Below are 20896 nucleotides of genomic sequence, written 5' to 3'. Positions count from 1 at the left end.
AATTTTATCTTGTAAGAGCTTTCCTGCGGCTATCTACTTGCTAATTTACCACCATCACTTTCCTCACTACACGGCTGTTTCCCGATTTAATTTCAATCAAATACAACCCCGCAGACCAATGTTGCGTGACAATTTCCTGCTCGACATTCGCACTCAGCTTTTGATCCTGGACGACTTTCCTGCCGCTTACACTGACAATGTCGAATGTTGCTGATTTTGATGATTTAATCTTTAAATAATGGGCTGCCGGATTTGGAAAAACATTCACAAGCGGCCCTGCGGCTGGTTCGTTGCCTGTAATCGTCACGGGCACAATGTTCGTCAGTAAGCGCAGCCCGCCTGCGTTGGTGCCGATGGCAATATCAGGCTTCTTATCACCATTATAATCCCCAATGGCCACTGACAGATAAGTGCCGAATGATGGCGCCGCAACTTTTCCGTTTCGCTCAACGAGCAATGTTTCGCGCGCTGTCCATTTGCCCCACTCCGCGCCGTGAAAAAGGCGAATGTTGCCCGTGTGATCTGCGGTAATCAGGTCTGTACGGCCGTCGAGGTCGAAATCGGCCACGGCCAGCTGGGGCGAACGGCCTTCAAAACTGATGCTAACACCCGCAAAAGCATCGCTTTCCAGCTTGAAAGTGAACTGCTTGCTGGTTTCCGTGTTGGCATAATAATATAAATTTCCCTGCGTCTTGCCTACCAGCAGATCCAGGTCGCCGTCGCTGTCCACATCGTAAAAATGTGGCGAATCGCCCGTTTGCGATTCGGTTGGCAATGTAATGGTTAGGGCATCGGCCAGGTTCAATTGCGCTGGCGCGCCAGCTGGCGCTTTGTTAGGAATGTAGCGATATTCGGGTTTTAATGTTGAGGTTGAAGTGGCTGCAAAACCGAGGTCTACAACCCCATCCCCATTGAAATCAGCCCATTGCGGCTTAATATTGTAAACTGCGAATACCGAAGCCAGATTCAGATAATTTTCCGATTCGACTTCGTAAGCAGGCGTTGCATTATTTCCGGTGTTTTTCAAAAGCCAGAAGCTGCCCTTAAAACCGCTTTGACCCGGAATTCCGCCGGTGCCGACCAGCATATCCAGATCGCCGTCACCATCGATATCAAAAAACGAGGGCGCGGCATTTTCACCGACATCCAGCATTTGATCTTGTAAGAAGTTCTTTTTTGAGAGCTTGAAATCAGGCTTTGCGTCCGTTCCGGCGTTGTGGTAAAGCCAGCCGGACGATTTGAAATCAGTCAGGTTGCCATCATTGGAAGCCACATTAGGCGCGATCAACAGGTCTTTTTTTCCATCAAAATCCACATCTTCCATATATGCAGCGGGAAAAATGTGCAATTGCACGGGATTAACGGCTGGGAAAGTGTTGGTGTACGCAGTAAAATTTCCAATTAAGCCGCTCACCGAATTGGTAAGGAAAGAAACGTGGGTGTTACTAACGTGCCCAACCAGAAGGTCCTTTTTGCCATCCCCATTCAAATCCTGTAATAGAATAGAATTCCCCGCATGCATTTCGCGGTTGCCCGATTTAACGGTCACGCCGCAATCCAGGCCGAAGTCGAAACCCTCACTTGTGCCTTTGTGAAAATTGCCCCAGCAATCCCCATTACGCTGAAAAACAGTATTTTGCGCATTGCCCAGACTGTCCGGCTTGCCAAATTTTTCCATGCTCAGATTCTGGTGCAGCTCAATGTAATTTCCGGAAAAATCAAAAAGCAACAAGTCAAGATCACCGTCGTCGTCCACATCCACAATGCCCGGAATGTCCGTTCCCGACACTTGCAAATTGATATTTCCTGAAAAACCTTTGGTATAAAGCACTTCCTGCATTTGCCTGAATGTCCAGGATTGCGCGGTTTTTACCTGCCTGTACACGCTGATTCCCAGCGAAGTGCTGGTAAAAAGATCTTTATGCCCGTCGCCATCGTAATCGGCCAGGATCATCCAGTTGTCGGCTTTTGGGAAAAGTGATTCGTAGTAAGGCGCGTGAATGAATGTTTTTTTGGCAGGGTTCAGCGGGTCGGCAGCGGTCATGAATGTGGTGATCTTGCTGTTTGTACGATCATAAACGACCAGATCCTCGTCTGCATCATTGTTCAAATGCATTTTCAAAAACTGCGAGGCATTAAGACCACCGGCCCAGGGATTGGTCAGTTTCACGCCTTTGGATGTTACGCTGGTCAGGGTGTCAATTTTAAACCACGACTTTTGTGAAAAAGCATTCGTAAGCGTTATAATGTAAAAAAGGAAGAGAAAAAAGGAGGTAAATTTCGTTCGCATCGTTGAGGAATAATCTGTTAGTTTTGCAGGTTAAAGGGCTTACTGATCGGGCTTTTAAACCTAACGAAATAAGCGCTTATTACTTTATATTGATTCCAGATTTCATGTATACTTCGACCGAAACGCTCTATACCCACTTTCAAAACGGCGCTGCCATCTCCACCGACACCCGAAAAATCAGCGAGGGATGTCTGTTTTTCGCATTAAAAGGCGACAATTTTGACGGCAATCAATATGCGGCCGAGGCCTTGGGCAAAGGCGCCGCTTATGCTGTGGTGGACGATCCGGAAGTCGCTATTAACGAGCAATTTTTGTTGGTTGAAAATGTGCTGGAAGCATTACAGGACCTGGCAAGGCATCATCGCAAAACATTCACTTTCCCAGTGATCGCATTAACCGGCTCCAATGGAAAAACCACGACGAAAGAGCTGATTGCGAAGGTGTTATCCATGAAATACAACACTTACGCAACCAAGGGAAACCTGAACAACCACATTGGTGTGCCGCTGACAATCCTGTCGATTGATCCACTGAAACACGAGATGGCGGTTGTGGAAATGGGCGCAAACCATCAGCAGGAAATCGCCTTGCTCAGCACCATTGCCATTCCCACGCATGGCCTGATCACCAACATTGGCAAGGCGCACCTGGAAGGTTTTGGCGGAATAGCGGGCATTATGAAAGGCAAAGGAGAGCTTTTCGATTTTCTTTCCAAAAAGAAGGGCACCGTTTTCGTCAACACCAAAGACGACGTGATCATGGAAATGGCAAGCAAGCGCCGGGCATTTGGAGAAATCGTGTTTTACTGCTCGGAGAATGCTACGGTTAATCCTGTTTTGATGCAGGAAAGCCCTTTTGTAATTTATCAAAACAATGGAAAAACTGTTTCCACGCAGCTAACGGGTGGCTATAACTTTGACAATATGTGCGCCGCGCTGGCCATTGGAAAATACTTCGGTGTGGAAGATAGCGATGCCAATGAAGCCGTGGCAACGTATAAACCCGACAATAACCGTTCGCAGATTGTAAAAAAAGGAAGTAACACAGTGATAATGGACGCCTATAATGCCAATCCATCCTCCATGTCGGCTGCTGTTGCCAACTTTGCTACGATTGATGCGCCAAGGAAAATGCTAATCCTGGGCGATATGTTTGAGCTTGGCGAAGCCGCTCCGGCAGAACATTTGGCACTGGGTGAACAAATTGCAAAGCATAATTTTGATATCGTGATTCTGGCCGGCTCCTTAATGCAGCATGCATTGCCTGCACTGCCGAAAGCCTACTATTTTCCTGACAAATTTTCCCTGCATAACTGGGTTATGGACAACCAGCAAGAAAATACATACATTCTCATAAAAGGCTCGCGCGGGATGGCGCTGGAAACGGTACTGAACCTGATGCCGAAATGAGTTTTATAATTTAAGTAATTATTAGTTAAATTATATTGGCTGAATCTATCCTGTTATCGACAAAATTGATAACTATCAGTTTCTAATCAATAAAATCAAATTCATTTGATTCTAACAACTCTTTCCTGATATAGTACCAGGCGAAAAGTTGCCTTCTGAGAGCGGCGGTTGTAGTTTTGTAACACTAAAAAGTACAAATTATATAATCAACGCATATCATGTCAAATAGGATTTTATCCGTGGGATCTACCTTCCCTGCATTTAAAAAAACATCTGTTGTTTCTCTTGAAAAAGGAAATGAATTCTACGATATTACCTCAGAAGATCACAAGAACGCTGAAAAGTGGATGGTAATGTTCTGGTGGCCAAAAGATTTCACATTTGTATGCCCTACTGAAATTGCTGAGTTTGGAAAACACGTTGAAGACTTCGCTGACCGCGACACAATGCTGATCGGTGCTTCTACGGATAGTGAATTCGTTCACCTGGCCTGGAGAAAAAACCACGACGATCTTCGCGACCTGCAATTCCCAATGCTTGCCGACACTTCTAAGTCATTGGCAGAAGAACTGGGCATTCTTGAAGCAAATGAAAAAATCGCTTACCGTGTAACTTACATCGTTGATCCACAAGGAATTATTCGTTGGGTGAGTGTAAATGACCTTTCTGTTGGCCGTAATGTTGGTGAAGTGATCCGCGTTCTGGATGCTTTGCAAACAGACGAACTTTGCCCTTGCAACTGGGTTAAAGGAGAAGCAACATTAGCCTAATCAAAAACCAAATGTATCCATTCGCAACAACAGGAAATACAAAAGATTCCCTGTATAAAGAAGTGAATTTGCCAGCTGAATTTGAAAGCGTGCTGATCAACAAGCTGGCGGCATTGGACCATCGTTATCTTAAAGATTTGAAGATCAATGTTGGTAATGTGCTGAAATCTCAGACATTGAACCGCAAAGAGGCATTGCTGATTGCGCTTTCGGTGGCTGTGAATGAGAAAAATGCAGCGTTGATCACGGGTCTTGAAGAACTGGCGAAAGCGGAAGGCGCTGACGAAAAGGAAATTGCAGAAGTTACAGCCTGCGTTTCTTTAATGAATGCCAACAACGTTTTTTATCGTTTCAGGCACTTCATGCACAAGGAATTTTACGACAATGCGCCTGCGGGAATTAAAATGAGCATTATGGTGAACCCGGTTCTGGGTAAAGAATTCTTTGAGCTGCTGAGCCTTGTGGTTTCTGCATTGAACGGCTGCGAAATGTGCGTGACTTCACACGAACAGTCGGTGCTGAACCATGGCGGAACGCCTGCACGTATTTTCGACGCGGTTAGGGTTGGCGCTATTTTCAAAAGCTTTTCTGTATTGGTGTAAAATAAAAACTTCCCGTCCCTTAAACGGGTCGGGAAGTCTGCACTACTACTCTTTACTCCGTAACTTTTTACAATCCCAAGTCCAGGCGATCCTGTCTCCAAGACTTGGGATTTTTGCTTCTATTCTGAATAGCTGATGAAAGCAATGTTATTCCCCCACATTGTCGAAGGTTCAAAATCAATGGTGATCTCGCTCTCATATTCGTCCTCAGAAAAATGTTTTCTAAGCTTCAATGGCATTTTGCCAGCCTCGCCGTTGTAATAGGCGGTCATGGCGTATCGCCCAAGCGGGATGTCAACCAGCTTGCCATAATCGTCAGTGAAAGGCTTTCCATGCTTCAATTTTAAGGTTTTACCTTTTGAGCCATCAATCAGGTTACCGACCGGAACGAGTGTAAACTCAATGTTTTCCGAGTCATAAATGCTGCTCATCACGTCTTTATTAACCTCAATCGTGACACCATAATAACCTTGTGCTTCCACCGGCCGCCTGCCCGTAAGTTTCCATTGAAAATTCCTGACGGCGCCATTAATGCTGAACTCCTCGTAAACATCGGGATGCAGGTCGAGCTCATATTCCCGGCCATTGTATTTTTTCACAATGTGCGCGGAAGCCATGAATGTGCCTACTTTCGGCAACTCGATTTTATAATTGCCATTCTCATCCGACAAACCGATTGAATAGGAAGCATAGAACATCGTATTATCGACCACCACTTTCACCCCTTGCATGGGCGAGCCGTCCGTACTTGTGATTTTTCCGGTTGTATATCCTTCTTGCGGGCTCGATCCATCCGGCGCGGGCCCGTCAGATTCCTGGCAAGAAACCGGAATCAACGAAATACAGGCCCAGAGCAGCAATAGCGAAAAGCGTCTCATTGTTTTGCAATTTTCTGCAATTCCGTGGTCGAGACTTCGCCGTCGGCGGTTTCAATGGTTTTCACGATTCCTACGCCCGGAGCGGTCCATAACTCAACGGTGTACAAGGTTTCCTCTTCCTCTACCGGAATGAACATGCCCGACAGTTTCATATACATCTCATACTTATACTCCCACTTGCTGCAATTGAATGTTCCTGCCGGTGTCGTGATCGTTTCCTGTTTGGTGACTTTTCCATCGATATAAGTGATTTTTGTTTCCATTTCTGCATCGATGGAATCATCTTCATCAATCGGAATTTTGAGGGCCAGGTTAATTTCCATAGGCTCTTTCCCGAATGTAATGTTGCTGCCTACGGTCCCTTTATTTTCCATCATTTGCTTGTGCGGAAAGCCTTTCAAAGTCACATCCCCGATCTCCGCAAAATCCTCAACCTGCGTATACAATGTGTTGATGGCATCCTCGTAAGCCATTTCATAAGTGGTAAGCCCACCCTTGCTGAAAGCCCGGTTGGTGGTTGTAACGAAAACATTTCCTTCTTTAATCTCATTTTCAATTTTATACACCGAAATGCCCGCTGAATCTTTCACACTGACCACTTTCATTGTGGAAGTGCTTTTAGAGCCATCGCTGTCGGAGATTTTGTACGTGTAGATTTCATCCTTATTGGGCAAAAATCCTTTGTCTTCGGTCGCCGGATTCCCGTCGTCCGGCTTAACATTGTCTTTATCGTCCTTGCAGGATGCCAGTGACACAGCCGCGATGGCCAGTGAGAAAAACGCCAGCCGTGTGCGCCGGGCGAAAGAAATAGAGGTTTGATTTTTATTTAACATGGCTTTTGTAAAAGTTGAAATATGAAACGGGTAATGTTATACGTATTGAAATGGACTCACTTGAATTTAAAAACGAGATGGATCAGTAATAAAAGAAACCCTGCAATGGAGAGATAGCCCCGTATCATGATGAATTTCAGCCACTCGGATCTTACAGTGGAAAATTCAGCTGCTGTGCTCAGCGTATCGCTGTTAATCAATGCATTAACTGGTTCACTAACCTTCACGATCAGCGCCATATCAGCCACCAACAACAGGAAAGCCAGCAAAACGGGCGCATAGGAAAGGAATCCCGCATTCTTATCACTCATCAGAAACCAGATGAACATGATCGCCAATGCCGAGAGATAAAGCACTTTGAATCTGCCCCTTACGATCGGATCGACGGCTTTGCGCAACACTATAAAATCCTCGGACGGAATGTTATACAATGCTTTCCCAAAACCAAAATGATAAAATGCGCCTTGTGCAGCGATAAAAAAGTAAAGCACAATGCCAACAATCCGCACCACGGAAATTAACTCAATTGGTTTCATACAGTTTTTGGATTGATGCTTTGGTCGTATCCCTTGACAGCTCTCCGGCAAGTTTTCTGTTCAAATATTTCCTAACCGAAAGTTTGGTAATATCCAGGTTTGCAGGTTCGGCGACTGTCGAAACAAGGTGATTGCTGTTTGCATAATACCGCACGATCGTGCCAGTTTTCCCGGGCTTGCTTTCGGTCACCCAAAAACCGGTTGCGGGATAAGGTTGCCGCAATGGTCTTTTTGGAGACTTCATCGTGTATTGCATGCCCGCGACCATGAGCATGGCCACGAGCATTACATTGAGCTTCACCATTGTTATTCTTTCAGGACTTTGCCTTCAACATTGTCCGCAAATGTGTTCGCGGTCTCAATGTCTTCATTCACTTTGGCCTGATAATTTACATAAACACCGTATCCGCCGCTGCCCGAGATCTTCGAGTTTTTGATCTGCAAATTGGCCTGACTTCCGTAAACGGCAATGTTCACTTTCTTACCCGAAACCAGCGCTGTGCTGCCGCCGCCAGAAATTTCCACATATTCGAATACATTCATTGCACTGGTTGAGAAGCAGATCAGCCCTCTCCAGTAAGCAGGCTTGTTCTCGGCGCCTCTGATAATGATCTTCGAAGCCTGGGTTCCTTTTGCGTTGATATAACCGTCGTCGATGGACATTCTGGCGCCTGCGGACATTTCAATGATTACACCTGGTAATAATTTCCAGTTTGCATCCACCGTAAGGCTTTCCAGGACGCGGTAAGGTGTTTTGTCTTTGAAACCCTGCCAAACAATTTCACCGGCAGAACTCTTGGAAAGCTGCGATGCAGATATTTCAACGACATCCCGTCCGTTTCCACCCGTAAAAACGGAGTTAGGATCCAGTTTCGCAACGTTTCTGGCAGTCAGCAAAATGCCTGCTTCAGTGTTGTCTTTAAATACATTGAAAGCAAATGCGGACAAAATAACAGCATCTTCAACCCACAAACCATAACCGTCATTCTTTTCAAAAAGGCAGTCTTTGATTGACAATTCTGCCTTGGAAACACCCGTAACGGCCATACCAGCTTTAATTCCGCTGTAAAGCACCTTACTGCCCGCATGAAGTACATGCACATTTTCCAATGTATTGGCACTGCTTGCAGAACGGAAAATCACGCCAGCCCAAAAGCCCTTTTTTGCTTCCTGGCCTATCAGGCGGATGGGTTTGTTAGGTTCACCGGATGCAAGCAATATCCCGCCTTTATCATTTACTTCAAAACGCGCGTCCCTTGCAAAAGCGATCACTACGCCTGGTTTCAATGTTAGTTCAGCATTCACCGCAACGTTTCCATTGGCAATGTAATCGGGCACATCTGGATTGTCGATCCGGTCTTCCAATGTGGTTTTCGCCGAAATATTCGCTTCCAGCACGATTGGCTGGATCACCGTTGCCGTAATCAGGACTTTGTCTTTGCTTTCGCCGTTCGCATTGCTGGTCGTCAGCTCAACTTCGTATTCACCGGGGAGGTCCGTTTTGAATGTTGGCTTATTAACCGTTGCTGAACTCAGCGCTACTGTGCTTCCGGCAGGTTTTTTTGTAAACGTCCACCGGAAATCGAATGGCTTGTTCTCGCTGTCGGTCGAAGCACTTCCGTCGAGGGTTACGATGTCACCGACCTTCACATTCTGGTCCGCACCAGCGCGGGCGGTAAGCGTGTTGCCTGGTTTTACGTCTTCATCTTCCTTACAGCTTGTTACGAAAAGGGCAAGCGAAAAGAGGGCAAGCAGAATTCTTTTACTTTTTAACATGGCTATTTTTGATTTACTGGACACTGATTTTCGCCATCGGCTCAATGGCGGTGCAATGGTAAATCAAAATAGCGACGCGAGAAATTACTGTCGATTAACAGCAGGTTTTATCGACAAAAGGCGTCAGTAGACGCTAATTTTGACCGTTTGCTAAAAAGTCAGCTTGAAGCGTCGCTGACAATCATTCCTGAAATTCCGGCCGATAGGAAGTTCTTTACCTGCGATTTCAATTTTATGCGCGTGGTAACTTTCCACTTTATCCACCGCCACGATGAAAGAACGGTGCACACGAATGAAACTGTCTTCGGGAAGCAACTCTTCCAGCAGGCTGATTTTTTGTTTTGTAATCAACACCTTATCCTTCAAAACCACCTTAATGTAATCACGAAGGCTTTCAACCCAAAAGATATCATTCACATTGACCTTCACCATTTTCCGGTCCACTTTGAGATATAAAAAAACATCCTGGTTACTCACATGGGCTTTTTGTGCGATGGAAATGGACTGATTGGTGACATTCAAGCTTGTGAAAACTTTGTCCATAGCCCTCAGAAATCGCTCGAACGGGATAGGTTTCAGCAGATAATCGACTGCATTTAAATCGAAACCTTCCACGGCATAATCCTGGTAAGCCGTTGTAAAAACAACTTTTGGCGGCGTTTTGAGGCTTCTTAACAGTTCAGTCCCGGTTAACCCAGGCATTTTCACATCCAAAAACATCAGATCCACTTCCCGCTGCCGCAGCACCTGAAAAGCCTGAATGGCATCCTGGCATCGCGCAACGATCTCGATCTCACTGAAATTCCGGAGGTAGTTGTCCAGCACTTCAATGGCATGCGGCTCATCGTCGACCAAAATTGCTTTGATTTTAATCATCAGGCTATCTCCATTTTCTTATCCAATTCCAATTCCAGAATCACCGCGAAAACCTCATCTTCTTCCAGGATTTTGAGCTGATATGCAGACGGATACAAGATATCCAGGCGCTTCCGGACATTGGCTAAGCCGATGCTTGCATGATGGCTTCGGTTGTCTTTCAGATCTGGTTTTTCGGGTTTACTATTTGATATTTTAAATTTAAGAAAATTGTTTTTGACCCGCAGATCCATATTGATCCAAGCCTGCCCTACCTGCTCGCTGGCGCCATGTTTGAATGCATTTTCAACTAATGGAAGGATCAGGAGCGGCGCAATTTTGTACCCGTTGGAAAGGCCATTAATGCTGAAATTAATGTCCAAGCGTTCTTCATAACGGATTTTTTCCAGCTCTATATAACTCTCGACAATGCTTATATCACGTTCTAAATCAACCACATCCGTATTGGCCTCGTAAAGCATATAACGCAATATTTCTGCCAGCCCCATGACCACGGAAGGTGATTGTGGTGATTGGTTCAATGTTAATGCATAGAGATTATTGAGTGTGTTAAACAGAAAATGCGGGTGTAACTGACCTTTCAAAAAGTTCAGCTCAGCCTCCATCGCCGCCTGTCTTCTTTCAAACCACATTTTAAAAAATTTAACCGATAATGCGATCCACACAAAAATATTGGTCTGCTCGAATGCGCTGATCAGATACACCGGTTTCGAAAGCTGCTGCCAGAAATCCCCTTCCAGTTTTTTCCAGACAAATGTCGGGTCCGTCTTTCTAACTGCGCCGTAGATGATCGGATCAGCGATAAAAATTTCCATTAATCGGAACGCCAGCGTGGATAGCAGCACGGCGGCAATGAGCAGGACAAAAAATTCAACCCGCTTTTTCCTGTTGAAAAATTTCGGGATGATAACATACCCGATCGAATAGAAATAGGCAATGTGTATAGGCAAAAACAAGGCAACAACCCCGATCGCAATCCAATAATCCGGCATTCCCGCACCGTAAATCACTGTCAGGATGACCAGGACGGCAATCCAGAATGCGGCATGCTGCAAAATCCTTAATCCGGTCTGATGAGTAGGGTAAACGTTTGGGCGCATAGGCAAATATAAATAATTCGGCGCCTATTTTCTGAACCGGAAAACATTGTCGACAAAGGTCACCGTAAGATCGACAAACAGCATAAAAGCCATAGTTTCAGCCCTGTTAAGACAAAATATCTGCCAGGCATGTGGATTGAGCCTATACTCACTTACAAACCGAGCAATAGGGCGCAATAGGAAGATAAAACATCCAAATTCACGCACAAAATCACAATTTGTATCTAAAATTCTTCCCGTCCGTGGTTTTTCTACTTAGTTTTGTATTAAAATAAAGATATTAACTAAACTGTCAAATAATGGCAACGTCAACAGAAACGTACATTCCTTATAAGGTAAAAGACATCACTTTGGCCGAATGGGGCCGTAAAGAAATTACGCTTGCAGAAGCTGAAATGCCAGGTTTAATGGCAATCCGCGCTGAATACGGTCCATCACAGCCCCTTGCAGGTGCACGTGTTGCCGGTTGCTTGCACATGACTATCCAGACTGCGGTTTTGATCGAAACATTGACAGCATTAGGAGCTGAGGTTACCTGGTCTTCATGTAACATTTTCTCTACGCAGGATCACGCAGCAGCGGCAATCGCAGCAGCGGGCATCCCGGTTTATGCTTGGAAAGGCATGAACGAAGAAGAATTCAACTGGTGTATCGAGCAAACATTGTTCTTCGGTGAAGACCGCAAGCCATTGAATATGATCCTGGATGACGGCGGTGACCTTACCAATATGGTTTTCGACGAATATCCTGAGCTGATCGAAGGCATTAAAGGACTTTCAGAAGAAACAACAACAGGTGTGCTTCGTTTGTACGACCGTTTGAAAAACGGAACGCTTCATTTGCCTGCAATCAATGTAAATGACTCTGTTACTAAATCTAAATTCGATAACAAATACGGCTGCCGCGAATCACTTGTGGATTCGATCCGTCGCGCAACTGACTTAATGCTTGCTGGTAAAGTGGCAGTTGTAGCTGGTTACGGTGACGTTGGTAAAGGTTCAGCAGAATCACTTCGTGGCGCAGGATGCCGTGTTTTGGTAACCGAAATCGATCCAATTTGTGCGCTTCAAGCTGCTATGGACGGTTTTGAAGTAGTTACGATGGACGAAGCTGCAACACGTGCGAACATTTTTGTAACAGCAACAGGAAACTACAAGATCATCACAGATCGTCACTTCCTGGCGATGCGCGACAAAGCGGTTGTTTGTAACATCGGTCACTTCGACAACGAAATCGACATGGCTTGGTTGAACTCCACTTATGGCGATTCAAAAGTACAGATCAAACCACAGGTTGACATTTATTCTGTTGCTGGCAAAGACATTATCATTCTTGCAGAAGGCCGTTTGGTAAACTTGGGCTGCGCAATGGGTCACCCATCATTCGTAATGTCCTGCTCGTTCTCGAACCAGACATTGGCTCAAATCGAACTTTGGACCAATACTGCAGCTTACGAGAAAAAAGTATACGTACTTCCAAAAGCACTCGACGAAAAAGTAGCAGCCTTCCACCTGGCGCACGTAGGCGCGAAGTTGGAAACGCTATCGGACGAGCAAGCGGCTTATATTGGTGTTAGCACTGAAGGACCGTTTAAGGCTGAAACTTATCGTTATTGATATTTGAGTTTGACCTAAACGGTTGACTTTTTAAACTCCCCTGGTTTTCGCCATGGGGAGTTTTTTATTGCTCAACTTCAAAAGTAATATCTTATTCATTTTGCACTACCAGCTTCTCCAAATAGCTTTCTTTTCCTTTCTTAAACCGAACGAAATATATGCCAGTTTGCAGTTTCGAAACATCGATTGTCTGTGCATTCCAGTTTGCTTGCTTCATACATCTTAATCCTCTTTGATCAAAGATTTCTAAATCGAAACCTTCAAGATTGCCTTCGCTTTTCACGTTCGCTGTTAAGATAGCTGGATTTGGATAAATGGTGATGGAAGGCTTCCTGAATTTGTCATTCTGTAAATACCCAAAAGGGACAAACCGGCCTTTCCTTAGAGGCAAAGTATCGGCACTAGCTGAATTTATTGATACACTAGCAGTAATTGTGGACAGCATATTTGCATTACTCACAGTATAGGCTATAAGTGATAAGAGCAAGATCATTTTTATTGTCTTCATGGTATCATTCGATTATAGGTGTATAGGGGATAGTTAATGTTACGGATGACCCTTCCGAGAAAAAGCCAAAAGGACCTTTCAATTCATGAAATCCGTTTGCATCAAACCAAGTGACGTAATAAGAGGCCGGGTGAAGCGCGTCCTCTTCCCCTGATACATTTTTCATGGTTAGCATGGCTGTGTAAGTTCCTGGCAGGGCATGGTCCAGCTCAAATGCATTTCCGCTAGTTTGAGAACTTAACCAAATATCATAGGGGTCACTATCGGCAGATGAAGAATACACCCCAGGTCCCGAAACTGTAATTTCGCAATCAAAACTTGAAATAGTACTGCTTCCAGGGCTACCCCATCCGAATGTTACGGTAAGCTTAGGCAGTTTTTCAGGATCAATCCCTGGATCTGGGCTTGGATCGTTTGGCTCCGGTTCAGGTACTTCATTAGGATCATACTCCTTAATTTCCTCATCCCCTTTATTAGCCCCGCTCATGGTATAGAAATGACGGAATGTATAATCCGCAGGATAATGTGTACCTATTGGAGTAATGCTCATGGCCGGAGCATCCCATGTATAATCTGAATCATATCTGAGATTCGTCAAGGTGATACTCGTGCCATGCACTACCTTCTGGAATAGAAGGGCGTTATTCCCATAGATACGAAATAGAAAACCGTCGGGCGCCCATTGATTTTCCCATGTAAACTCCACTTTATCAACCCCTACATCCTGGGCACTTTTGGCTGGAGAATTCAAATGTGACTTGGTAGGACGTAACCAATAGAAGAACGGATCGGAATAGGGTCCGTAAATCCAGTCACCCTTTCCATCCCGTGCCTTCGCCCGGACACGCCACTTAAAGCCGCCATTGACATTGTCCGGCAAATCCCTGACATGGTCGATGGATTCCCCTGTCAAATAAGTGCTACCATCTGCCCAGGCAAGTACTGCATCGTCAAATGTCCGGGAAACAGTGTAGTCAAATTGCTCCGCGCCAAGCACATCCTCCCACTCAAAGCTATGCGACGCTTGTTCCTGGAATTCGAGCACCTCATCGTTAAATGGCGAGACAAGCACTGGCGCAGGCACCAGAGAGTAGTCGACCACAAACGTTGAAAAGTATTTCTTGCCGAATTCCTGTTCGGTAATAAACGGCAACGTAATTTCTTTACATGGCTCGAATGACCATGTATATACTTTTCCGTCAGAGACATCGGGCAGTATTGCGTTTTCATGGTCATAGAGCATCTTGGGCATATTCCTATCGTCTTTTTTGTCTTGGATACGATAGCGATAATAACTGGCCCCCTGAACTTCCTTGGCTTCCAAAAGAATCTTTTTACCAAAGGGAGCAACATGCTCGCCATTAGCAGGACTGGGAGGAACAAGCAAAGGGGTCTCCGGCAGATTAGTCTGAAATGACATTGCATCAGTCCAGGTGCCGAAAATGTCAGTCTCGGTCAGCCCGGTCTGTACGAACTTTTTCAACCCTTTGTCCCAGGTAACACCCTCTTCTGAACCGAGTTTGTGTGTGGCTGTGATTTGCCAGCTATAATCACGTTCCTTAGCCAATGCAAGCTCCTTGGCTTCTGCCTCATCACTGGTCGCTTCCACTGGAACATCCTGCACAGGCACTTTACCTGTCAAATCGGTTACTCTCAGAATATAACCGGCCGCGCCAGGTGTCGCCTGCCACTCAAAGACGCTTTTCCAGGCGGTGAGTTTATCATGTTCCAGCGGACTGATTGGTTTGGTGGTAATTGGAGCAGCTGTTACTTGTAGGATAGGGCTCCAATTGTTAACCATCATTTCAAGAGCACGACATTCCAAATTGCCACCCAGCGAACTTGCACAACCCGGCCCGCCAGTGGCGTAAAGTCTGGTTCTGACGTAGTATGTCCCTTCTTCCAAGAAAAACTTGGCAGTATTGGTGCGCTTACCCGGGTCTTTTTCATCAATGTAAGGAAGCAGAACCTCGGTTGTATGCTGAAAGGCGCGGTAAACCGGTGATATCAAATCGTTGAATGCTACATCTTTGGAAACTTCGAATAGGCGATACTCAATCTTGTCAGGGAAATACTCGTCTGAGCGAAATTGTGCATTAAATGGGTCCACAACTTTGACTTCATTACCATCATCATCAACCGCCCATAATCTGGGTTGAGGAAGAAATTCTTTGCCGATTACACAGGTTAGCGCATCATTACATTTCTTCCAGGTTCCTGATGTTTCCTTGTAGCCATGAAACAAAATTGAGGATTGGATGGCAGCAACGACATCGTCGAAAGTTGGGTTTGAGGGAAGGAAATACAGAAAGGCAGCAAACATGATCTTTTCTGGAACGCCCTCTTCAAGCCCGGTAAAAAAGCGGGTTTGACCCTTTTCATTAGTAAAGCCAGTCAGCGGGGTTCCCTTAGAGATTAAGTAATAAAACTGGGTCCATACGCCGGCCATTTGCTCCGGAACTGCAGCGTCCCAACCTTGGCATTTGTAAAAATTGAATTGGCCTTTTGACTTCGGGTTGGAAAAACTTCTTAAATAATTGCCGTCTCCAAATAGATCAGAACCGATTGTCCATAATGCTTCATCACCCTTAGTTAATCGGTATTCATTGCTGACTTCCAAGCCGAAAATATCTATCAAAGCATTGCGAATGGCTATTGATTCTTTGGACTCGGGAAGCTGTATACTTTTTACCGTGTTATAAATTCCGCCGAAGTAATTTCCTGCAATTTGATCCAAGGTCATTTTTGCGGGATTTGAATCAGATTTGATTTGAGCAAGATATGCTCCTGGGATAAAGTCAGGACTCGGAGAGCCAATAAGGTGTTCAATAAATTTACTTGTGCCCTTAAGCCCTATAAAATTAAACTTTTTAGCAAAATGGTCCACGCTTGCTCTTATACCATGATTGAGACTGACAATCGACTTAGACAGCGATACATTGTTATCAATAGTATAAATACCATCGTTATCTAGATCAATTGCATAATAGGGAGCACCGGGACTTATTGGATTAAAAACTTCCGTAAGTATTAAAACATCAACATCCTGACAATCCGCAATCCAATGTACTTTTTTACCCTGGGGATCATTGTCGAGGCTTGCAACTTGTACGCTGATTGGAACCAAGCCACTCCAACCTTGTGCCAGCGTATTTGGCCCTGAAACACAATCTGCATTATCAAAACCCCATCCATCACCGATCCCGGCTGCCTTGAAAGCATTCTTTATTTGTTGGTAAACGTGCGACCCTTCGGGATATCCCATTTCCTCAGCCATTTCAAGCATTTTGACACGAACGTCTGGAAATGTTGATGACCACGAAAGCTTTTCTGTAAAGGTTCTGAAAAATAGTTTCAGCGATAGTGCATAAGTTGCGGCTGGATTGTCAGGAATAAGTGGTAATACGATGAAAGTTCCGTTCGAGGGGTTCTGGTCAATGTAACCTGTTTCGCCAGCGTTCATACGAAAGAAGATTTTACTCAGGACCATACCATTACCATGCGGATCAAAACCAGGCTCACCAGAGTTTTTCCAAAATAGCCCTTTGTAACACTCAGGTAACGACGAAAAATGAGGTGAAATTGAAAAATTCCTTTTGCTGTCCAGCCCCATTTCTTGTATCAGAAATCCCCAGTCAGGATTTGCAAAGCCTGCTCCTGGTGCATTTTGAACCGCAAAATAGTTTTTCAAGGCACTACCAATGACGTCGGCAAAACCTTCACCCAGCGAACTGCTTTCCTTATTATCCTGACCTTGTCCCCAAGCTGACAGCCAGATAAGGTGAGTAAGCTCGTGACCTATCACGTCCCTGGTCAAACATGGATTGGATAATCCCTGCCCTACATTATAAGCAACTACAGGGGGGTCATATTGGGTTACGGCTGTCGGCTGAGAGTTTGTGATGACGCTTGTAACCGTTTTTAAGCCGCCAATATCGACTCCTTTCCAACCAAAAAGATCATATGTCATACGATAGAATTCCTGAGTATGGGCCAAAGCGCTGATTCCGTGCACCGTAGGATATGGATGTGTAAAGTCGACTGGCAAGGAATTTAAAAATTCCATTGTGTTAAATGGCCCATTTTGCCCCTTTGCAGTTAGGGGCGATGCAAAAAGTAAGGCAATCTTATCCACGCCATTAACCGGATCTATACCTTCGCCGATAACTTCTGTATTACTATACAACCCCTTTAATTCATCTTTAAAAGAGCATAGTGCAACCGAGGTTGATGTTGGATCATTTGGATCTCGTAAATATTTGGTCGCATACAAAGGGACTTTGTCATGATAATAAGTTTTTCCAGCTGGAATTTTATAGGACTGCGGAGCATACATCGTCCCAAACGGACCCGGTTTTTCATTAGGTAAATAATAGAGCTGTGAATAGCATAAGAAAGATAAAATGGACAAGGCCAGCGTTAACAAAGATTTTCGAAAAAGGGCATGTCTCTCTTTTTCCTTCCAAGTCATTGGATAGAATTCTTGCATAAAAAGTCGGGTTAAAATGTGCTAAATAAAAGATGGCTTATGCTATCCTTTGTATTGAAATGCAAAGGATACGACAAGCCATCCAAGAGCACGAATGCAATTAGCCTCCGGTGAATGTGAGCTATCCAGAGGGTGTAAGAAAATTACGGTTAATGCTAATCCTTCGTCAGCGGAGGTAAGAGCTCCACCGGTCGCGCCGGCGTCGGGAATGCAATGTTATTTTCATCAAAAACCTTTTTAATGCCCTTCATAGCGACACTTTTTGCAGGACCAGGGCCGATTTTTGATTGGTCGATCCAAAACAGGATTTCAAAGTCGATGCTTTTTTCGCTGAACCGGATAAAGTTGAGTTCGACTGGCTTTTTCTTGTCTAAAAAAGGAAGGGGCTTGATGGCTGAGAGCGCGACATCTTCTACCATAAACAGGTCGTCTTTGTAGCCGATGCTGCATTCGAGCTGCACCCTGCGATCGCCTGAATTGGTAAAGTTTACGATGGGTTTTTGAAAAATATCCTTGCTCGGAAGCTCTACAAGCTGGCCAGCGAAGTTATCCAGCTTAACAGACCGCAAACCTATGGAAAGCACTTTGCCCGTAAATCCATTGGTCTCAATAACGTCACCAACTTTGATAGGACGCTGAATGGCGATGAATGCGCCGGAAATAAAATTGGTGGTAAGATCCTGAAAAGCAAACCCAAGTGCCAGAGCAAGCACTCCCGCCCCTGCCAGCAACGACGTTACTGTCTTATCCAATCCCAAAACACCCAACGCGAAAAACAGGCCTGTCATCACAATGGCAATGCGCGTTATAGCAGAAATGAGACTTACCAGCGCGATGTTCTGGGACGCCCTGGCAAGGCCCTTTTCCATAAACCGACTTCCATAACGCGCCAGGAAACGAAAAACGACCAGGATGAGGATCGCAATGACGAGGTTAGGAACAAACCGAATGCTCTCGTCAAACCATTTGTCCAGCTTCACTACGATGGGGTCCGTTATTTTTGAAATCTGCGCGAATAACATGGGTGCAAGTTTCACGCAAATAACGTGAATAACAATCATCACGCAAAAGGGCCAGGAAACTCACTTTCCCGGCCCTTCAATGTTATCTTAAACGAAGCGAACTTACAACCTCGAAAGCAGCTCTTGTTTTTTCGCTTTAAACTCCTCCTCTGTAATCTGTCCTTTTTCAAACAAAACATTAACTTTTTCAATCGTCGCAATGATAATGTCCTGCGGGCTGCGGTCAGCCGCGCTTCGGTCAGCAGCACTCAGATCAAGCGTTTCGGCGTGCAAATCGGCATTAGACGTTACGTCATATGCAATTTCCGGTGTGGGCTGTGTCTGTTCGCCCGGTTCGGATATCAGGGCCAGACTTCGCAAATCGACCGAACCATCCTGGCTCGTAAATGTATATGAATTCCCTCCTCCCTGCTGCTGCGCAATGCCGGTGATGTGGTAGTGTTTCGTGTCATAAATAGTCCGTTTACCATTTTCCTCAATAACCAGCCTTCTTACGGGCGCAAAATAGGCATAACGAAAATTATTCTGAGAACCGCTGGCAGTAGGATTACCAAAAACCGAAGGCCAGGAACCATCCCGACTAAACAATGCGCCGCTTTCCTGGCGCTGCACATTCGAGCGATCTTCATTCAGTTCCTCAGCCGAGTCCTCGTATAAAACCCTCGTCGAAACCTGCTCCGACAGCTCACTGGAAAGCTTATCCACCGTGCTCTTGAGGGAATTGTTAAACATATCCCCTACCATGGTCATCCCTCCCTTCATCCATTGCCCCGAACCACCCAATTCGGCAATGTTAAACTGGGCCATTGTCCCGTTCCCGCTGATCACAGCACGCAAAAGTGCCTCAACGGTCTCAGTTTTAAGATTATATTTCGCAGCAATGTCTTCAACATATTGCCTGCCTGAACTTGTAAGTGCCTTCATGATCTTGTTGTTTCTTTTCCTATATGTATTAAAAAATGGTGCCATTAGGGGATTGTAAGCAACTCATCCTATAAAATACCAGCGTCTGTTTTCAATCCGAAGCCCACTAATTAATACTATTAATAACCTGTCAAATTACTATTTGGGCAACGTCATTTGCATGATCCATTCTGCCGCAGGCTCATCCAACCGTACCATTCAACCAACGCATTTCTTTCCATAGCAAGCTTGCAATAAGTTTGATGCAGTAAAATTTTTTTAACAAAACACAAACATTATGAAATTACTTCACAATGCCCCTGCGATTACAAAGGCGATCGTTCTAGCCGCCATGATGAGCGCTTGCCAGAATGAAAAGGACGCAATTGTTTCTCCTGCAACATCGGTCGAGCAGGAAACGGATGCAAATGCAAAAACAGCTGTTACATATCTAATTAAAGACGGCGGAACCAAGCTTACTTATTCCGGAATCAGAAATCAATTGGTAAAAGAACTAGATGGTGCCGGATGGCTCAAAGAGTACACTTACAGCGGCAACAAAATTACTTGTGCCCTCAAAAAGAATGGGATTACGGCATACAAAAACTTTATTACTTATACTTTGAATGCGCAAGGGCAATGTGTAGAAAGTGTACATACCAGCACTGACAAAGTTATTGGAGGAACCTACATTTATGTATACAACGAACTGAACCAACTTGCCTTGGTGTATCACAAATCCCTTCCTAAGCTGCGCCAGGTATTTGAATACGAACAAGATGCCGACAACAGCCTGCAGGGAAAATCTTTAAGCAAGATCACTTTCTATGATCAATATGACAAAAAAGAGAAAGAGATTATTTTCAAACACGCCAATGGTAAGTTCGTAGCGCAAACTAATAGTAGTGGCAATATCTATGAAACTTCGCTAGAAGATAAACCTTTAAACCCTGTAGGACTCGCAGAAGCAAATAGCGCGTACCTGCCAATATTCGGCAAATTCAGCAGATATGTCCTAAAACAAACTATTCATAAAGCATTTGTTGGGCAGATCATTTATCCGTACCCAGTTTTTAATTATTACTTATCAGCAAAAAGCTTGGGAGGAGAAATTACAACATATGATTTTATAACAAAAGATGATTTTGGCAAGATATTATCCAAAGTTGAAAGGAAATATTCTACATCACCCCAGGCTGTAATGATAGGTCAGTAATCATATTAGGTTAACAAAGTGGTCTGTCAGCAAATGTTAACAGACCACCTCTGTTTTCGCCAATTAAATGAA

The 20896-nt window shown here is 44.8% G+C and carries 17 protein-coding genes; 5 read left to right on the top strand and 12 right to left on the bottom strand.

Going from position 1 to position 20896, the window contains the following annotated elements; all coding sequences use genetic code 11:
* Positions 1-40: 40 nt before the first annotated feature.
* On the bottom strand, positions 41-2290 hold the full coding sequence (locus tag G395_RS0113530) for a T9SS type A sorting domain-containing protein (RefSeq protein ID WP_026630533.1): 2250 nt from the start codon (positions 2288-2290) through the stop codon (positions 41-43).
* A 104-nt stretch (positions 2291-2394) separates the two neighbouring features.
* Between G395_RS0113530 and G395_RS0113525 the strand changes: the two genes are divergently transcribed.
* The 3 genes from G395_RS0113525 (at position 2395) to G395_RS0113515 (ending at position 5071) form a co-directional block, all read left to right on the top strand.
* Complete coding sequence (locus tag G395_RS0113525; RefSeq protein ID WP_026630532.1) at positions 2395-3699, top strand: UDP-N-acetylmuramoyl-tripeptide--D-alanyl-D-alanine ligase; 1305 nt, start codon at positions 2395-2397, stop codon at positions 3697-3699.
* A 218-nt stretch (positions 3700-3917) separates the two neighbouring features.
* Positions 3918-4469 carry a peroxiredoxin gene (locus G395_RS0113520; RefSeq protein WP_026630531.1) on the top strand — a complete coding sequence of 184 codons (552 nt, stop codon included), beginning with the start codon at positions 3918-3920 and terminating at the stop codon, positions 4467-4469.
* A gap of 11 nt (positions 4470-4480) precedes the next feature.
* Positions 4481-5071 (top strand): carboxymuconolactone decarboxylase family protein, encoded by a 591-nt coding sequence (locus G395_RS0113515; RefSeq protein WP_026630530.1) that lies wholly within the window; start codon positions 4481-4483, stop codon positions 5069-5071.
* A 119-nt stretch (positions 5072-5190) separates the two neighbouring features.
* On the opposite strand, the gene G395_RS0113510 is transcribed toward G395_RS0113515, so the two are convergent.
* The 7 genes from G395_RS0113510 to G395_RS0113480 all read right to left on the bottom strand — a co-directional run bounded on the left by G395_RS0113510 (position 5191) and on the right by G395_RS0113480 (position 11070).
* Positions 5191-5949 carry a carboxypeptidase-like regulatory domain-containing protein gene (locus tag G395_RS0113510; protein ID WP_026630529.1) on the bottom strand — a complete coding sequence of 253 codons (759 nt, stop codon included), beginning with the start codon at positions 5947-5949 and terminating at the stop codon, positions 5191-5193.
* Entirely contained in the window at positions 5946-6782 is an 837-nt protein-coding gene (locus G395_RS0113505) for a TapB family protein (protein ID WP_026630528.1), read from the bottom strand. The genes G395_RS0113510 and G395_RS0113505 overlap by 4 nt, the downstream gene beginning before the upstream one ends.
* Positions 6783-6838: 56 nt before the next feature.
* The gene (locus G395_RS0113500) at positions 6839-7318 is read right to left on the bottom strand and encodes a hypothetical protein (RefSeq protein WP_157486697.1); all 480 of its coding nucleotides are present in this window, start codon (positions 7316-7318) and stop codon (positions 6839-6841) included.
* On the bottom strand, positions 7305-7622 hold the full coding sequence (locus G395_RS0113495; RefSeq protein WP_026630526.1) for a hypothetical protein: 318 nt from the start codon (positions 7620-7622) through the stop codon (positions 7305-7307). The genes G395_RS0113500 and G395_RS0113495 overlap by 14 nt, the downstream gene beginning before the upstream one ends.
* A 2-nt stretch (positions 7623-7624) precedes the next feature.
* Positions 7625-9094 carry a PKD domain-containing protein gene (locus G395_RS0113490; protein ID WP_035361389.1) on the bottom strand — a complete coding sequence of 490 codons (1470 nt, stop codon included), beginning with the start codon at positions 9092-9094 and terminating at the stop codon, positions 7625-7627.
* 150 nt (positions 9095-9244) lie between these two features.
* The gene (locus G395_RS0113485) at positions 9245-9970 is read right to left on the bottom strand and encodes a LytR/AlgR family response regulator transcription factor (RefSeq protein WP_026630524.1); all 726 of its coding nucleotides are present in this window, start codon (positions 9968-9970) and stop codon (positions 9245-9247) included.
* Entirely contained in the window at positions 9970-11070 is a 1101-nt protein-coding gene (locus G395_RS0113480) for a sensor histidine kinase (protein ID WP_026630523.1), read from the bottom strand. Before G395_RS0113480 ends, G395_RS0113485 begins: the two co-directional genes overlap by 1 nt.
* A gap of 299 nt (positions 11071-11369) precedes the next feature.
* Here G395_RS0113480 and ahcY point away from each other — a divergent pair, with 299 nt between their 5' ends.
* On the top strand, positions 11370-12686 hold the full coding sequence (ahcY, locus tag G395_RS0113475; protein WP_026630522.1) for an adenosylhomocysteinase: 1317 nt from the start codon (positions 11370-11372) through the stop codon (positions 12684-12686).
* Between the two features lie 91 nt (positions 12687-12777).
* Here ahcY and G395_RS0113470 read toward each other — a convergent pair whose 3' ends face one another.
* The 4 genes from G395_RS0113470 to G395_RS0113455 form a co-directional block, all read right to left on the bottom strand.
* Entirely contained in the window at positions 12778-13194 is a 417-nt protein-coding gene (locus tag G395_RS0113470; protein ID WP_035361318.1) for a T9SS type A sorting domain-containing protein, read from the bottom strand.
* 4 nt (positions 13195-13198) lie between these two features.
* Positions 13199-17683: a M4 family metallopeptidase gene (locus G395_RS0113465; RefSeq protein WP_026630520.1), complete on the bottom strand. Its 4485-nt coding sequence runs from the start codon at positions 17681-17683 to the stop codon at positions 13199-13201.
* A gap of 155 nt (positions 17684-17838) precedes the next feature.
* A complete protein-coding gene (locus G395_RS29395; RefSeq protein ID WP_035361385.1) occupies positions 17839-18705 on the bottom strand; it encodes a mechanosensitive ion channel family protein in 867 nt (288 codons plus the stop codon).
* A gap of 102 nt (positions 18706-18807) precedes the next feature.
* Complete coding sequence (locus G395_RS0113455) at positions 18808-19629, bottom strand: SHOCT domain-containing protein (RefSeq protein ID WP_026630519.1); 822 nt, start codon at positions 19627-19629, stop codon at positions 18808-18810.
* A 277-nt stretch (positions 19630-19906) separates the two neighbouring features.
* On the opposite strand from G395_RS0113455, the gene G395_RS0113450 reads away from it, so the two are divergent.
* On the top strand, positions 19907-20824 hold the full coding sequence (locus tag G395_RS0113450; RefSeq protein ID WP_026630518.1) for a hypothetical protein: 918 nt from the start codon (positions 19907-19909) through the stop codon (positions 20822-20824).
* Positions 20825-20896: the final 72 nt, after the last annotated feature.

The organism is Dyadobacter alkalitolerans DSM 23607 (assembly GCF_000428845.1).
GTDB classification, from domain to species: Bacteria; Bacteroidota; Bacteroidia; order Cytophagales; family Spirosomataceae; genus Dyadobacter; species Dyadobacter alkalitolerans.
The sequence above is the reverse complement of the archived record's forward strand: the minus strand, read 5'-3'. Positions and strand labels throughout refer to the sequence as shown.

Coding starts and splice junctions, on each gene's coding strand:
- G395_RS0113530 (WP_026630533.1), bottom strand. CDS start 2,290: ATGCGAACGAAATTTACCTCCTTTTTTCTCTTCCTTTTTTACATTATA.
- G395_RS0113525 (WP_026630532.1), top strand. CDS start 2,395: ATGTATACTTCGACCGAAACGCTCTATACCCACTTTCAAAACGGCGCT.
- G395_RS0113520 (WP_026630531.1), top strand. CDS start 3,918: ATGTCAAATAGGATTTTATCCGTGGGATCTACCTTCCCTGCATTTAAA.
- G395_RS0113515 (WP_026630530.1), top strand. CDS start 4,481: ATGTATCCATTCGCAACAACAGGAAATACAAAAGATTCCCTGTATAAA.
- G395_RS0113510 (WP_026630529.1), bottom strand. CDS start 5,949: ATGAGACGCTTTTCGCTATTGCTGCTCTGGGCCTGTATTTCGTTGATT.
- G395_RS0113505 (WP_026630528.1), bottom strand. CDS start 6,782: ATGTTAAATAAAAATCAAACCTCTATTTCTTTCGCCCGGCGCACACGG.
- G395_RS0113500 (WP_157486697.1), bottom strand. CDS start 7,318: ATGAAACCAATTGAGTTAATTTCCGTGGTGCGGATTGTTGGCATTGTG.
- G395_RS0113495 (WP_026630526.1), bottom strand. CDS start 7,622: ATGGTGAAGCTCAATGTAATGCTCGTGGCCATGCTCATGGTCGCGGGC.
- G395_RS0113490 (WP_035361389.1), bottom strand. CDS start 9,094: ATGTTAAAAAGTAAAAGAATTCTGCTTGCCCTCTTTTCGCTTGCCCTT.
- G395_RS0113485 (WP_026630524.1), bottom strand. CDS start 9,970: ATGATTAAAATCAAAGCAATTTTGGTCGACGATGAGCCGCATGCCATT.
- G395_RS0113480 (WP_026630523.1), bottom strand. CDS start 11,070: ATGCGCCCAAACGTTTACCCTACTCATCAGACCGGATTAAGGATTTTG.
- ahcY (WP_026630522.1), top strand. CDS start 11,370: ATGGCAACGTCAACAGAAACGTACATTCCTTATAAGGTAAAAGACATC.
- G395_RS0113470 (WP_035361318.1), bottom strand. CDS start 13,194: ATGAAGACAATAAAAATGATCTTGCTCTTATCACTTATAGCCTATACT.
- G395_RS0113465 (WP_026630520.1), bottom strand. CDS start 17,683: ATGCAAGAATTCTATCCAATGACTTGGAAGGAAAAAGAGAGACATGCC.
- G395_RS29395 (WP_035361385.1), bottom strand. CDS start 18,705: ATGTTATTCGCGCAGATTTCAAAAATAACGGACCCCATCGTAGTGAAG.
- G395_RS0113455 (WP_026630519.1), bottom strand. CDS start 19,629: ATGAAGGCACTTACAAGTTCAGGCAGGCAATATGTTGAAGACATTGCT.
- G395_RS0113450 (WP_026630518.1), top strand. CDS start 19,907: ATGAAATTACTTCACAATGCCCCTGCGATTACAAAGGCGATCGTTCTA.